Annotated in this window: 11 protein-coding genes; 5 read left to right on the plus strand and 6 right to left on the minus strand. The window is 71.3% G+C overall.

The annotated features are described in order from the left end of the window. Positions 1-25 precede the first annotated feature (25 nt). Positions 26-787, plus strand: coding sequence for an AAA family ATPase (locus MTE01_RS04390; RefSeq protein WP_141376332.1), 762 nt, complete (start codon positions 26-28; stop codon positions 785-787). A 6-nt stretch (positions 788-793) separates the two neighbouring features. Here the strand turns inward: MTE01_RS04390 and MTE01_RS04395 are convergent, their stop codons facing one another. Both MTE01_RS04395 and MTE01_RS04400 read right to left on the minus strand, forming a co-directional pair. Then, entirely contained in the window at positions 794-2,611 is a 1,818-nt protein-coding gene (locus tag MTE01_RS04395) for a thioredoxin domain-containing protein (protein WP_141375923.1), read from the minus strand. Positions 2,612-2,630: 19 nt separating this feature from the next. Beyond that, on the minus strand, positions 2,631-3,467 hold the full coding sequence (locus MTE01_RS04400) for an aldo/keto reductase (protein WP_103206357.1): 837 nt from the start codon (positions 3,465-3,467) through the stop codon (positions 2,631-2,633). A gap of 105 nt (positions 3,468-3,572) precedes the next feature. On the opposite strand from MTE01_RS04400, the gene MTE01_RS04405 reads away from it, so the two are divergent. The 3 genes from MTE01_RS04405 to MTE01_RS04415 all read left to right on the plus strand — a co-directional run bounded on the left by MTE01_RS04405 (position 3,573) and on the right by MTE01_RS04415 (position 10,443). Then, positions 3,573-4,826 (plus strand): LCP family protein, encoded by a 1,254-nt coding sequence (locus tag MTE01_RS04405; RefSeq protein ID WP_103206356.1) that lies wholly within the window; start codon positions 3,573-3,575, stop codon positions 4,824-4,826. A gap of 59 nt (positions 4,827-4,885) precedes the next feature. Next, positions 4,886-6,043, plus strand: coding sequence for a glycoside hydrolase family 3 N-terminal domain-containing protein (locus MTE01_RS04410; protein WP_174799639.1), 1,158 nt, complete (start codon positions 4,886-4,888; stop codon positions 6,041-6,043). A gap of 155 nt (positions 6,044-6,198) precedes the next feature. Beyond that, positions 6,199-10,443, plus strand: coding sequence for a DUF3418 domain-containing protein (locus MTE01_RS04415; RefSeq protein ID WP_141375925.1), 4,245 nt, complete (start codon positions 6,199-6,201; stop codon positions 10,441-10,443). A 63-nt stretch (positions 10,444-10,506) separates the two neighbouring features. Here MTE01_RS04415 and MTE01_RS04420 read toward each other — a convergent pair whose 3' ends face one another. Beyond that, a complete protein-coding gene (locus MTE01_RS04420) occupies positions 10,507-10,998 on the minus strand; it encodes a MarR family winged helix-turn-helix transcriptional regulator (protein WP_141375927.1) in 492 nt (163 codons plus the stop codon). A gap of 39 nt (positions 10,999-11,037) precedes the next feature. Between MTE01_RS04420 and MTE01_RS04425 the strand changes: the two genes are divergently transcribed. Beyond that, positions 11,038-11,916 carry an EamA family transporter gene (locus MTE01_RS04425; protein WP_141375929.1) on the plus strand — a complete coding sequence of 293 codons (879 nt, stop codon included), beginning with the start codon at positions 11,038-11,040 and terminating at the stop codon, positions 11,914-11,916. 21 nt (positions 11,917-11,937) lie between these two features. On the opposite strand, the gene MTE01_RS04430 is transcribed toward MTE01_RS04425, so the two are convergent. Genes MTE01_RS04430 through MTE01_RS04440 form a run of 3 tightly spaced genes read right to left on the minus strand, consistent with a single transcriptional unit; the run spans position 11,938 to position 14,740 of the window. After that, positions 11,938-12,762, minus strand: coding sequence for a DUF4097 domain-containing protein (locus MTE01_RS04430; protein ID WP_141375931.1), 825 nt, complete (start codon positions 12,760-12,762; stop codon positions 11,938-11,940). After that, the gene (locus tag MTE01_RS04435) at positions 12,759-13,424 is read right to left on the minus strand and encodes a LuxR C-terminal-related transcriptional regulator (RefSeq protein WP_141375933.1); all 666 of its coding nucleotides are present in this window, start codon (positions 13,422-13,424) and stop codon (positions 12,759-12,761) included. The genes MTE01_RS04430 and MTE01_RS04435 overlap by 4 nt, the downstream gene beginning before the upstream one ends. Next, positions 13,412-14,740, minus strand: coding sequence for a sensor histidine kinase (locus MTE01_RS04440; protein ID WP_141375935.1), 1,329 nt, complete (start codon positions 14,738-14,740; stop codon positions 13,412-13,414). The genes MTE01_RS04435 and MTE01_RS04440 overlap by 13 nt, the downstream gene beginning before the upstream one ends. Positions 14,741-14,812 lie beyond the last annotated feature (72 nt).

Raw genomic sequence — 14,812 nt, forward strand, 5'->3', positions numbered from 1 at the left:
CATCTGCGAAAGACCGGGATTGACGATGGTCGGCGGAGACGAGTGGCTGCACGACCCGCGGCCCGTGCAGCGAGTGAAGCTCTTCCGCGATGCGCCGGTCGATCGGTCGGCGTGGCCGGCGAACGTCCCCGCCGTCGCGCAGTTTCTCGAGGTGGCCGGGCGCGATGGCTGGGAGTTCGGCCCGGGCGTCACTTTTCTGGTGGGTGAGAACGGCTCGGGCAAGTCCACCCTCATCGAGGGAATCGCCGAGGCCGCGGGGCTCCCTGCCGAGGGAGGCTCGACCAACGGCGGCGGTGAAACGAGACGAACCGAGAGTCCCCTCGGCGAGTGGCTGCGCATCGAGCGGAGCCCGCGCGCCCCGCGATGGGGGTTCTTCCTGCGGGCCGAGACGATGCACAGCTACTACAGCTGGAGGGAGGACCTCGGCGGCCCTGCCCCGAGCCTGCACACCATGAGCCACGGCGAGTCGTTCAACGCCCTGCTCGACGAGACACTCGACCACCCGCACTACGTCTCGGGCCTTGCCTGCCTCGACGAGCCCGAAGCCGCGCTGTCGTTCTCATCGACGCTGCGCTGGTTGGCCTCGCTCGACCGCATGCGCTCCCGCGGCACGCAGGTGATCTGCGCGACGCACTCCCCCGTGCTCGCGGCGCTGCCGGGGGCGACGATCCTCGAGCTCGGCGACTGGGGCATCCGCGAGAGCTCGTGGGAAGACCTGGAGCTGGTGCGGTTGCAGCGCGGGTTCCTGGAGTCGCCGGGGAGGTACCTGCGCCATCTGTTGGAGTGACCGGTCTCAGCCCAGCCGCGCCGCATCCGTCGTAGGCAACGCGCACGTGAACGCCCGACAGTCGTACGCCGTCGCCTCGCCGTCCATCGCGACCTTGCCCTCGAACAGCTCGAACCCCGCCTCGGCGAAAGCGGCGGCCTGCGCGGGCGACACCACGGCCACCACGTCGGCGGCGACCCGACGCGCCGCGTCGGCGATCTCGGCATCCGCCTCGCCCACCACGACCACCTGGCGCGGAGCGGAGACCAGACCGAGCGCGACCTCGAGGATCGCGCCGTGCGCCAGGGGCGACGACAGCGCGACGTCGGCCGCGGCCCGCACGAGGGACTCCGCCGTGCTGCGGTAGCGCTCCCCCGCGCCGAGGCGCCACAGATCGAGGGCGGCGGCGGCGAAGACGGACGGGCCCGAGGGCGAGGCGCCGTCGGTGGGGACGGCGTGCGAGTGCATCCCCTGGCTGACGAGCACGGGGTCGCCTCCCCCGGGCGGATGGATGCCGTCGTCGCCGAGGCACAGGTCGACGAGCGCCCGTGCGCGGGAGGCGTAGGCGACCTCGCCGGTCGCGCGCGCGAGGGCGAGCAGGCCCCGCGCGAGTCCCCCGTAGTCCTCGAGCGTCGCGGGGGCTGCGGAGCGGACCTCGTCGAGCGAGGCGCGGCGGAGCGTCCCGTCGTCGGCGACGTTGCTCTCGAGCACGGCGTCGGCGGCCCAGCGCGACGCTTCGAGGAAGCGCGGGTCGGTGCGGGTTCCGGCGGCAGCGAGGGCGGCGATCGCGTGACCGTTCCAGCCGGTGACGACCTTGGCGTCGAGAGCGGGGGGCTGCAGTGCCGAACGGTCCGCGACACGGTAGTACCCGCCCTCGTTGCGAACGCCGTCGATGATCGATTCCGAGTCCTGGGCGGCCGCAATTCCACCGGTGGGCAGTTGCAGCACGTCGACGAGGAAGCGGGCGGCGTCGGTCGCCGTGGCGTCGTCACCCGCGGCGAGCGCCACCTCGACGAGACCGGCGTTGTCGGTGAGCATGCGCTCGTAGTGCGGCACGCTCCAGTCGCGACGCGTGGCGTAGCGGAAGAAGCCGCCCTCGACCGTGTCGTGCAGGTCGGAGCGGGCCATGGCGGAGAGTGCTCGGGATGCCACGTCCGCGGCACCCGGAGCATCCGCGGTCAGAGCGGGGTGCTGCAGGAAGCGCAGCACGGGGGTGTTCGGGAACTTCGGGGTCTCGAACGCGGGACCCGCGGCGAAGCCGAAGTACTCGCGGTCCTCGCGTGCAACGACCGTGCGCGCAGCGGCGGCGAGCTGGTCGAGGGACGGCGGAGCGTCGGCCGGGGCGGTGGCCGCGGCGGCCAGGGCGTCGCGGAGCGAGGAGCCCGTGGCATCCACTTCGCTCCGGCGCTCGGTCCAGGCCTCGCGCACCGCGGCGAGCACCTGCCGGAACGAGGGCTGCGGCGGGCGGGGCGAGGGCGGGAAGTACGTGCCGGCGTAGAAGACGCGCCCCTCGGGGGACGCGAAGACGGTGAGGGGCCACCCCAGGTGAGGGGTGAAGGCACTGGCCGCGTCGAGGTAGGCGGCATCCACGTCGGGATGCTCTTCGCGGTCGACCTTGATCGAGACGAAACCCTCGTTCAGGATGCCGGCGGTCTCGGCATGCTGGAACGACTCGCGCGCCATGACGTGACACCAGTGGCAGGTGCTGTAGCCGATCGAGATCATCACGGGGACGTCTCTCTCGGCCGCGAGCGCGAACGCCTCGGCCCCCCAGGGGAACCACGCGACGGGGTTGTCGGCGTGGGCCCGCAGGTAGGGGCTCGAGGCGTTCGCGAGGCGGTTCATGCGCGCGGGTGCGCGGGACTCAGTTGAGGTCGTCGGGGTGGGTGCCGACGCGGCCCGACCCGTCGCCCGGGTCGACCGCGTCGATCGCGGCCATCTCGTCGGCGGTGAGCTCGAAGTCGAACAGATCGAAGTTCTCCTCGAGGCGCTCGCGCCGCACCGACTTGGGGAACACGATGAAGCCGTGCTGGATGTGCCAGCGCAGCACCGCCTGGGCGGGCGACTTGCCGTGGGCCTCGGCGGCATCCTTCACCGCGGGGAGCTCGAACAGGTCGTACTTGCCCTGGCCGAGCGGACCCCACGACTCGATGTGCATGTCGTGCTCCTGGCCCCAGGCGGCGATCTCGCGCTGGCTGAGGGCGGGGTGCAGCTCGATCTGGTTCACCACGGGGGTGACGCCGGTCTCGGCGACGATGCGGTCGAGGTGCGGGACCAGGAAGTTCGAGACGCCGATCGAACGGGCCTTGCCGCTCTCGCGGATCTCGATCATCTTCTGCCACGCGTGCACGTAGTTGTCGTTCTTCGGCGTCGGCCAGTGGATCAGGTAGAGGTCGACGGCGTCGAGCTGGAGCTTCTGAAGACTCTCATCGATCGCGGCGAGCGGTTCGTCGCCCTCGTGGCGGTCGTTCCAGAGCTTGGTGGTGACGAAGAGCTCGTCACGTGGGATGCCGCTGGCGGCGATCGCACGCCCGACACCCTCTTCGTTCTTGTAGATGGCCGCGGTGTCGATGTGGCGGTAGCCGACCTCGAGGGCCTCGGACACGGCACGCTCGGCGTCGTCGGCGGGCACGAGGAAGACGCCGTAGCCGAGCTGGGGGATGGAGTTTCCGTCGTTGAGCTGAACTGAAGGAACGGTCATGTGTCGAGCCTAGGGAGCCGAGGTTCGAAGCGTTCTTGGGGTTGACGCGCGGGTCACGATGACTCAGCCCCGCGGTCTCGCGCCCGGGCGTGGTTGACTACCGTGATGACGCCGCAGCCCCCCACCCGGCACGCTCGACGTGATCCCTCCTCGACCTGGCGCCGCGGAGCGAAGCTCGTCGCGATCGCCGTCACCGTCGTGCTCGTCGCGGCGGTCGCTGTGGGCGGCTTCTACGCCTTCTCGCTGTCGCAGCGGCTTCAGGAGGCCGCCGTCCCCCTCAAGGACGCCCCGGCCGAGCCGCCCGCACTGAGTGCCTACAACGAGCCGTTCTCGGTGCTCGTCGTCGGCACCGATGAGTGCGACGAGCAGGTCAAGGCCGCATTCGGCGCCCGCTGCTCGGACCCCGGCAACGAGGGGACGCGCAACGACGTCAACATGCTCGTGCACGTGTCTGCCAATCCCCGACGCGTCACGGTCGTGTCGTTCCCGCGCGACCTGCAGATCGGCATCCCGGAATGCACGAACCCCGACGGGACGGTCTCGGAGGCCTCGTACAAGGCGCCGATCAACTCCGCGTACGAGGCGGGCGGGCTCACGTGCGTGGCCGACACCGTCTCGGAACTGAGCGGACAGAGCATCCCGTTCGCCGCGAAGGTCAGCTTCGGCAACGTCGTCAACATCACGGACGCCATCGGCGGCGTGGAGGTCTGCATCGGTGGCGACGGCATCGACGATCCCGACGCTGGCATCGACTGGGAGCCCGGCCCCCGCGTGGTCAAGGGCTACGATGCCCTGGCGTTCCTGCGCACGCGCAAGGGCATCGGCGACGGCAGCGACCTCGCCCGCATCGGCAACCAGCAGCAATACCTGTCTCGCCTCATCAACAAGCTCCGCAGCGACGAGGTGCTCTCCAACCCGGGCACGCTCATCGGCCTGGCCAACACCGCGGTGAACAACATCGAACCGAGCGAGAGCCTCGCCGACCCGATCCGCATCGCCCAGCTCGCGTACACGCTGAAAGACGTGCCGTTCAGCGACATCACGTTCGTGCAGTTCCCCGTGGTCGACGACCCCGCCGACAACAACCGTGTCATCCCCGACCAGACGTCGGCGGCAACGCTGTGGGAGGCGCTGAACACCAACGCTCCCCTGCAGCTGACCGGACAGGAGGGGGCCAACGGCGGCGTCATCGCCGATCCCTCCGCACCCACCGCAGCGCCGGGCGAGCCCGCCCCCGAGGCGAGCACCCCCGCCCCGGATGCCACGGACGCCAGTGCCGCGCCCGGCGTGGTGGAACTGCCCAGCAACGTCAGCGGGACGAAGGCGAACCAGGCCACCTGCTCCGCCGGCAACGGCTGATCGCCCCGGGTTCCGTCAAGACCCGGGAACCGTCCAGCGTCGTCGGGGAGCATGGACGAGTGAGAACCGCCACGCGCTCGACGACCGTTCTTCTGCTCGCGGCCCTGACCCTCACCGCCTGCGCCCCGGCCGCGGCCCCGGCGCCCTCGGCATCCGCTTCGCCCACCGCGACGCCCACCCCCACGCCGACGGCCACTCCCGATCCGCTCGCGGGGATGAGCCTGGCCGACAGGGTGGGGCAGATGTTCATGGTCGGCACCTCGGTCGAGGGTGCCAACCCCACGACCCTCGCGGCGGTGCGCGACGACCACGTCGGCGGGATCTTCCTGCACGGCCGATCGGATGCCGGAGCCGAGGCCACCGCGGGACTCATCGGGCAGTTCACCTCGACCGTCGCCGCGGGCACCCCGGAACTTTGGGTGGCCACCGACCAAGAGGGCGGGACCGTCCAGGTGCTGAAGGGACCGGGATTCGACCGCATTCCCTCGGCGGTCGAGCAGGCGACCCAGACCGACGCGGCTCTGCGGTCGGCGGCCGCGGCCTGGGGCGCGCAGCTCGCGCAGGCCGGTGTGAACATGAACCTCGCGCCCGTCGCCGACATCGTCACGAGCCCGGAGTTCGCGGCATCCAATCCTCCGATCGGCGCGCTCGCGCGCGAGTACGGCTACGACCGGGCCACGGTCGCCGCGAAGGTCGGAGCGTTCGCCGCGGGCATGCGCGACGGCGGCGTCATGCCCACCCTCAAGCACTTCCCGGGTCTCGGTCACGTCGACGAGAACACCGACACGCGCACGGGCGTGACAGACGACACGGTCACCGCGGACGGCGCCGATGTGGGCGTCTACGACAACGTCCTGCCGCAGGGCGACGCCATCGTCATGATGTCGACCGCCATTTACGCGCAGATCGACCCGGGCGCACCCGCCGCGTTCTCGCCCGCGGTGGTGAACGTGCTGCGCGACCGCGTCGGCTTCGACGGGGTGATCACGGTCGACGACCTCTCGGCCGCCCGGCAGGTGCAGCCGTGGTCGCCCGCAGACCGCGCGACGCTCGCGGTGGACGCCGGTGTCGACCTGCTTCTCGTATCGGCCGACCCCTCGGTGTACCCCGAGATGCGTCAGGCGGTGCTGGCGCGCGCGCAGAGCGACCCCGCCTTCGCCGCGAAGGTGGATGCCGCCGCCCGGCGGATCGTGGAGCAGAAAGCCGCGATGCCGTAGGCCGGTGCGCGGCGCCGCCGCTCGCGGCGCCGCCGACGAGCGCCGAGCCGAAACCAGGCACGAGGAGTCTCCCGCGAGGCGGCGTGCGACGCGGGCGGGCGGACCGAGCAGCATGAGGCGACCGAGGGGGCGGGGCCGCGATAAGCTGGAAGGCTGTGTCTGTCGAACCCGTCATCGTCTACCCGCCCGAGCTGCCCGTCAGCGCGGCGCGGGACGAGATCGCGCGCGCCATCCGCGACCACCAGGTCGTGATCGTCGCCGGCGCGACCGGGTCGGGAAAGACCACGCAGCTGCCCAAGATCTGCCTCGAGCTGGGCCGCACCTCGATCGCTCACACGCAGCCCCGCCGCATCGCGGCCCGCACGATCGCGGAGCGCATCGCCGAAGAGATGCAGGTGCCGCTCGGCTCGACCGTCGGCTACAAGGTGCGCTTCACCGACAAAGTGTCCGCCGACACGCGCGTCGCCCTGGTGACCGACGGCATCCTGCTCAACGAGATCCACCGCGACCGGCAGCTCCGCCGATACGACACGATCATCGTCGACGAGGCGCACGAGCGCTCGCTCAACATCGATTTCCTGCTCGGGTACCTCCGCCGCATCCTGCCGAAGCGCCCCGACCTCAAGGTCATCGTCACCTCGGCGACCATCGACCCCGAGAGTTTCGCGCGCCACTTCGCCGCTCCCCCGGCTCAGCCCGGTGGCGAGCCGGTGCCGGCGCCGGTGATCGAGGTGTCGGGACGGACGTACCCGGTCGAGATCCGGTATCGGCCGGTCGACGGTGACGGCGACGCGGGCGAAACTCCGGAGATTGCGGATGCCGACGACTCCGACGCCCCGTCATCGCGTGGGCGAGGGGCAACCGGCTCGCAGAAAGTCAGGAGTTCTGCACGCCCGGCCGCCAAGCCGGGGCGCTCCGACGACGACGCCGATGAGGTCGGAGCCGTCGTCGCCGCTCTCCGCGAGCTCGACCGCGAGGCCCCGGGCGACGTGCTCGTCTTCTTCCCCGGCGAGGCCGAGATCCGCGACGCGGCGGATGCCATCCGAGGGGCGTATCAGAAGGACACCTCTCCCACCGAGGTGCTCCCCCTCTACGGGCGGCTCTCGGCCGCCGAGCAGCACCGCGTGTTCGAGCGTTCGAGCGTCGCGGGCGTGCGCCGCCGAGTGATCCTCGCCACGAACGTCGCCGAGACGAGTCTCACCGTCCCCGGCATCCGGTACGTCGTCGACACGGGGACGGCGCGCATCTCGCGCTACAGCAACCGCTCGAAGATCCAGCGCCTGCCGATCGAAGCGGTGTCGCAGGCCTCGGCGCAGCAGCGCTCGGGCCGCGCCGGCCGTACCTCGCCGGGCGTGGCGATCCGGCTCTACTCTGAGGACGATTTCACGCGTCGCCCGGAGTACACCGAACCCGAGATCCTGCGGACGTCGCTGGCATCCGTCATCCTGCAGATGCTCTCGCTCGGCTTCGGCGACATCCAGGCGTTCCCGTTCCTGACGCCGCCGGACTCGCGGGGCGTGAAGGCGGCATTCGACCTGCTCGTCGAGCTGGGCGCGGTGAAGCTGCCGGCACCGGGGGCGCGCGGGGCCGACACCTCACCGAACCGCGACGTGCGCGGCGACGGCGACCCGTCCCGGCGTGACCGCGGTCGCCGCGCAGACGACGGCCCCCGCCTCACCGAGATCGGTCGTGAAATCGCGCGGCTGCCGATCGACCCACGGTTCGCACGCATGCTCATCGAGGCCCGGCGTAACGACGTGCAATCCGAGGTGCTCGCGATCGTGTCGGGCATGTCGATCCAGGACGTGCGCGAACGGCCCGAGGAGCGACGCGAGGAAGCCGACCGCTTCCACGCGCGGTTCACCGACCCCACCAGCGACTTCCTGTCGCTGCTCAACCTCTGGGACTACCTGCAGCTGAAGCAGGCCGAACTCGGCTCGAGCGCATTCCGGCGTCTGTGCCGCAGCGAGCACCTCAACTACGTGCGCGTGCGCGAGTGGATGGATGTGCATCGGCAGCTGCGGTCGCTCGGCGGCGAGCGCGGGGCGGGCGAGGCGCGCGGCGACGGTGGGCACAGGCGCGGTTCGAGGAACCATGTCCCACTTATGGCTGGTTCAGACCCCTCCAGGCCACACAAATCGGGACATGGCTCGCACGTATCGGGACACGGTTCGGTCAGCACCGACCACGGCGACGGCCCCGAGGGCCACGCCGCGGGCGACGCCATTCATCGCGCGATCCTCTCCGGGTTGCTGTCGCATCTCGGCATCCTGGATCCGCGCACGATGGCGCAGGCCAAAGACCGCAAGGCTCCGGGTGACACCCGCCCCACCAAGGGCGAATACATCGGCGCGCGCGGGGCGCGGTTCGCAATCTTCCCCGGGTCGGGGTTGAAGAAGAAGCGCCCCTCGGCGGTCATGGCCGCCGAGCTCGTCGAGACCTCTCGCCTGTTCGCCCGGACGGTCGCCGCCGTCGACCCGGCGTGGGCGGAAGAGCTCGCCCCCGACCTGGTGAAGCGATCGCTGAGCGAGCCGCACTGGTCGAAGGATGCCGGCTCCGCCGCCGCCTATGAGAAGGTCACCCTCTTCGGGGTCGAACTCGTCGGCCGCCGCCGCGTGCAGCTGGCCCGCTTCGACCGGCCGCTCGCGCGCGAGATGTTCGTGCGCCACGCGCTGGTCGAGGGCGAGTGGGACCCCTCGGTGCTCGACAAGCGGCTCACGGCATTCCTCCGCCGCAACCAGGAGCAGCGCCGCCTGCTCGAGAAGATCGAGGAGCGCGAGCGCCGCCGCGACATCCTGATCGGCGACGAAGCGGTCTTCGCGTTCTACAACTCACGGATCCCCGCCGACGTCACCGATGTGCGCTCGTTCGAGACGTGGTGGAAGGATGCCTCGAACCGCACGCCCCACCTGCTCGACCTGCGCGAGTCCGACCTCACCGGCGACCGCGCCCAGGGCGATGACCGGGCCTTCCCCGCGCGCTGGCGCCAGGGCGATCAGACGCTCAACCTCGCGTACCGCTTCGAGCCCGGAGCCCCCGACGACGGCGTGACGGTGGTCGTGCCGCTGCCCCTGCTCGCTCAATTGCGGCCCGACGGGTTCGACTGGCAGGTTCCGGGCATGCGCGACGAGCTGGTCACCGCTCTGCTGCGCGCGCTGCCGAAGACGATCCGCCGCAACGTCGTGCCCGCCGCCGACTGGGCGGAGAAATTCTCGGCCGAACTCGCCGAGAAAGGTCCCGAGCACGCGAACGGCCTGCCGAAGACGACGCTCGTCGACGCCCTCGCCGCCCTCGTGCAGCGCGTGGCGAACCAGCGGGTGAGCGCCGCCGACTTCGAGCTCGAGCGGGTTCCCGGCCACCTCATGCCGTCGTTCCGCGCCGTCGACGCGCGCGGCCGCGCGATCGGTAGCGACCGCGACCTGGCGACCCTGCAGCGCCGTCTCGCCGACAAGGCCCGGTCCAGCGTCGAGTCGACGATCGCCCGCCCGGCGCAGAGAGCCGCGAAAGTCGCCGAGGCCTCCCCCGCCTTCGCGTCGCGGTCGAAGCTGACGACCTGGGATCTCGAGGAACTCACCGACGTCGTCGACACCCCCGTCGCCGGTGGCGTCGTGCGCGGCTACCCCGCCCTGGTCGATGAGGGCGACAGCGTGGCCCTGCGCGTGGAGGCGACCCCCGAAGACGCGGCGCGGCACACGCGGGCCGGCATCCGGCGTCTCCTGCTGCTGGCCGTCCCCTCCCCCGCGACCTACGTGCTCGACCACCTCACCGCGAACGAGAAGCTCGCGCTGGCTGCCTCGCCTTACCAGAACGCCAAGGAGCTCATCGAGGATGCGCGCGTGGCCTTCGCCGACGACGTCCTGCTGCGCGAGGCGCCGAGCGGCGTCGTGCGCACGAAGGCGGATTTCGAACGCGTGCGCGACGCCTTCTCTACGGCATCCGTCGACCGCACCTTCCAGACGGTGTCGCTCGCGGCGAGGATCCTGCTCGCGCAACGCGAGGTCGACCGCGCGATGAAGGATGCCTCGTCAATGACGCTGCTGGGCGCGCTGAACGACGTGCGCGGGCAGGTGAAGGGCCTGATCTACCCGGGATTCCTCTCGCGTACGGGCCTCGCGCGCCTGCAGCACCTGCCGCGCTATCTCGCCGGAGCGCTCGAGCGGGTGAAGACGCTGTCCGACAACCCCGGTCGCGATCGCCAGCGCATGACCGAGTACGAGCGCGCGGCCGCCGGCTTCGTCGAGGCCGGCGGTGCGGTTCCGCTGCCCGCCGATGCGCCTTCGAACCTCGTGCAGACGCGCTGGCTGCTCGAAGAGCTGCGCGTCAGCCTGTTCGCTCAGCGCCTCGGCACGGCAGAGCCGGTGTCGCCGCAGCGCATCGCCAAGGCGCTCAAGAGCGCCTGATCCGCCGTCTTCTGTCGTTTCCGGGGGCCGGAGGCGACAGAATCCGTCGACGCGCACGAGGGGTCAGACGCCGAGCGCCCGTCCCCACTCTCGCAGCAGAGCCTCGAGCGTACGCCGTTGGTCGGCGTCGAGTCCGGACAGCAGCCGTTCCTCATTCGCGAGGTGGGCGACGACGGCCTCGTCGATGACCCGGCGGCCTTCCACGGTGAGCGAGATCACGCGTCCGCGCCCGTCGTCGTCGCTGGCGCTCCGAGACACGAGACCGGATGCCACGAGCCGGTCGACGCGTTTCGTCACCGCGCCCGTGGTCACCATCGTGTGACGCGCCAGCTCACCCGGAGTGCGCGCGAACGGCTCGCCGCCGCGGCGGAGGGTCGCGAGGATGTCGAACTCCCCCTCGCCCAGGCCGAACCGGCGGAAGACCTCGAGCAATTCCGCGTCGAGGTGAGCGGCGATGCGGCTCAGCCGACCGATGACCTGCATGGGTGAGGCGTCGATGTCGGGGCGTTCGGCGGCCCAGTGCTGGACGATCTCTTCCACGTGGTCGGCATCCATTTCCCCATTCTATCTTCCACGGAAGCTACAATGTCTTCCATGGAAGATAAGTGGCGTCTCGTCGCGATCACCGCCGTCGCTCCCGTGGCCTGGGGCGCGACCTACGTGGTGACCCGACACCTGCTGCCCGCCGACGCTCCGCTGTGGGGAGCCGCACTGCGGGCCCTCCCCGCCGGCCTGTTGCTCTGGGCGCTCGCGCGCCGTCGTCCGCGCGGCGATTGGTGGTGGAAGGCGCCCGTTCTCGGTCTGCTGAACTTCGGCGCCTTCTTCGTGCTCGTCTACGTCGCGGCGCAATTGCTGCCGTCTTCGATCGCCGCATCGATCATGGCTCTGGCCCCCCTGGCTCTCGCGGGGCTCGCCTGGCCCCTGCTCTCGCAACGGCCCACGGCGCGATGGGCCGTCGGCGCGCTCCTGGGTCTCGTCGGAGTGCTGTCGGTGGTGGGTCTCGGCACCGGAACGGTCCCGGTCGCGGGGGTCGTGGCATCCGTCATCGCTCTGCTGGCATCGTCGCTGGGAGCGATCCTCACCACCCGCTGGAGAGACGAGACGCCCCTGCTGGCGACCACCTCGTGGCAGCTGACCGCCGGGGGTCTCGCCCTGGTTGCGGTGGCGGCGATGGTCGAGGGCCGACCACCCCGAGTGGATGCCGCGGGCCTGCTGGCCTACGTCGGCATCGCGGTCATCGCGACGGCACTGGCGTTCGTGTGCTGGTTCACCGGACTGCGTCACCTGCCCGCGGGCACCGTGGGGCTCATCGGATTGCTGAACCCCGTGACCGGGGTCCTGCTCGGGGTGGCGGTGGGCAGCGAGTCGCTCGCCGTGCCGCAGGTGGTCGGCATCGTGCTGGTGCTCGCGGCGATCGCCGTCACGAGCGGCGCGAGGGGTCGGAATCCGTCGCCCGGACGGTCCGGCGACTGATCCTGACCCCTCGCGCGGGCGTCACGACCGCAGCGACACCTGGCCCAGGGCCGCTTCGACGTCCACGACCGCCGTCGCCGACGACGAGGTGCGCAGGCGGTTGTCGACCCGGCCGAGACCGCTCTCGGTGGTGACGTTGTACTCGTCGTCGGGCAGGGTGATGTCGGCGGAACCGGCGGTCACCGTGACCTTGGTGCGCGCGGGGGCGTCTCCCGCCAGCGTCGAGGCGAGACTGCCGCCGGCGACCTCGAAGGTCGCGTCCCCCACCCCCGTGAGGGTCCCCGACGCCGACCCGCCCGAGACCGACACGTCGAGGGTGCGGACGTCTCCGGCGAGATCCACGTCACCTCCCGCGAGTTGCACGTTCAACGACCCGAAGTCGGCGTCGACCGACAGGGCGCCGCCGGCGACCTGGATGCGTGCGTCGAGGTTCGTCGTGGCGGAGGCCCGGGGCAGCACCAGGGTGGCGGATCCGGCGCCGTTCGACCAGCCGACGACGTTCGTCTGCGGAGAGCTCACCCGCAGGGTGCTGCCCTGGCGTTCGAACGTCCACCCGTCCGCCCCGCTCCCGACCTCGAGCTGCGCCTCCGAAACCTCGCCGTACGCGATGGTGAGCGAGCCGCCCGCCACATCGATGTCGAGATCGGTGAGTCCGTCGGTCGAGGTCTCGCTCATCGCGTACCCCGATCCGCTGTCGCGCAGCGTCGCGGCCGCGGTCACGCCCGTCCCGATGACCGTGCCCGCGAGCACGCACGCTCCGACGACGATCGTGGCGAGCGAGACGAAGAAGGGAACCCCGTGACGAGAGGGCGCGGTCGGCGGCGTGAGAGGAGTCTGCGCGGTCATGAGGTGGCTCCGGTGTGGTCGTGGCCCAGGTGCACGAGGGCGGCGATGACGCGGCGGTTGCCGGTCTCGTCCTGCTCGAGTCCGAGCTTGGTGAAGATGGCGGTGATGTACTTCTCGACGCTGGCCTCCGAGACGAACAGCGCCTGGGCGATCGCCTGATTCGAGCGTCCCTCGGCGATCAGCGAGAGCACGGAGCGTTCGCGCTCGGTGAGGCTCTGCAGCCGCTCGTCGCGGCGGCGCCGCGCCAGCAGCTGGCCGACGACCTCGGGGTCGAGCACGGTCGCTCCCCCGGCGATGCGGGCCACCGTGTCGAGGAAGTCGCGCACGTCGGCGACCCGGTCCTTGAGCAGGTACCCGAGCGAGCCCTGCCCGTCGGCGATCAGATCACTCGCGTACTGCTCCTCGACGTACTGCGACAGGACGAGGACCGAGAGACCGGGATGCCGGGACCTCAGCGCGATCGCGGCACGGATGCCCTCGTCGGTCCAGGTCGGCGGCAGACGCACGTCGAGGATGCACAGGTCGGGGGTGGTCTCCGTGATCGCGGCCTCGAGGCCCTCGGCATCGGGCAGCGCCGCGACCACCTCGTGGCCGTCGTCCGCGAGCAGGCGCACGAGCCCCTCGCGCAGCAGGACCGAGTCCTCGCAGATCAGGATGCGCACGGCACGCTCACCTCCACCGTGGTCGGTCCACCCTGCGGACTGTCGATGCGGGCGGTGCCGCCGGCCGCGCTGACCCGGTTGACGATGCCGTCGAGGCCGCCACCGGGCACGATCCGCGCCCCGCCGAGGCCGTCGTCCTCGACCCGGGCCCACAGGGTCCCGTCATCGCGCAGTCGCACGTGGACACGACATCCGGTCGCCCGGGAGTGCTTCGCCGCGTTCGTCAGCGCCTCGGCGATCACGAAGTACACCGCCGCCTCGGCCGGACGCGAGCACCGCCGCGGCACTCGCACATCGAGTGTCACCGGGATGTGAGATCGGGACGCGAGCGCCGAGAGGGCGGCGTCGAGTCCCCGATCGTCGAGGACCGAGGCATGGATGCCGCGAGCCAGCTGCCGCAGCTCGGTGATGGCCGACTTGGTCGAGGCGTGCGCCTCGGCGACGAGGGCCTTCGCGGCCTCGGGATCGTCGTCGATCTTGGTCTGCGCCAGGCCCAACGTCATGCCGATCGAGACGAGCCGCGGCTGGACCCCGTCGTGCAGGTCGCGCTCGATACGGGTGCGTTCGACCTCGGCCGCCCGGACGGCCCCGGCGCGGCGCGTGTCGGAGGTGCGGGCCTGCTCTTCGAGCTGCGCCTCGCGGGAGGGGACGAGGATCGCCCGCGAGATGACCCCGTGGAGCACCGCCAGGCCCACGATCGCCGCGAGCGAGGCGACGAAGACGAGCAGACCCACGAAGGGAGCTGCCACGCCCTGCAGGGGCACGAAGCCGAGCAGACGCGGGTGGGACCACCCGAAGATCGGGCTGATCATCAGACCCAGTCCCCACGAGGTGAGCCCGGCGACGCCGAGCGTGGCGAGACCCAGGATCGTCGCGATGGTGAACGATGCCACCGCCCGCCACTGACCCGGATCGATGGCCTGCAACCAGATGGTGTGCGCGACGCCGGTGAACCCGGTGCGCGGGCTGTGGCGGGGACGCAGAGGCGGCAGACCCAGGCGGTAGAGGCCGTCGAGACGGGCGCGTTCGAACCATGCGATCGCGAAGAGCGCGTAGACGAGGGCGACCAGGGCGATCACCCCGATGAAGAGGGCGGCCAGCAACCCCACGCCGGCGCCGAAGAGCCCGAACAGGGTTCCCAGGATGCCGGGGCCGATGACGCCGAGCGCGGCGAGATGCACCACCGCACCGGCGATGCGACCGGGCGAGGCGATCCGCACCCGCGGCGCGAGGGGCTGGTCCCCCCCCGGAACGGGAGCGCCGGCGACGGGCGCGGGCGTCGGCGGAGGAGGCGGAAGAACGGATGCCGTGGTCATGGGTTCCACGCTAGAGGTGGCCCCCGCGCCGGCGCCGCCCGGTCAGCCCCCGCGCGCTTTCGGGTTATCCCG

Origin of the sequence: Microbacterium testaceum (genome assembly GCF_006539145.1) — a bacterium.
In the GTDB taxonomy this organism is placed as follows: Bacteria; Actinomycetota; Actinomycetes; order Actinomycetales; family Microbacteriaceae; genus Microbacterium; species Microbacterium testaceum.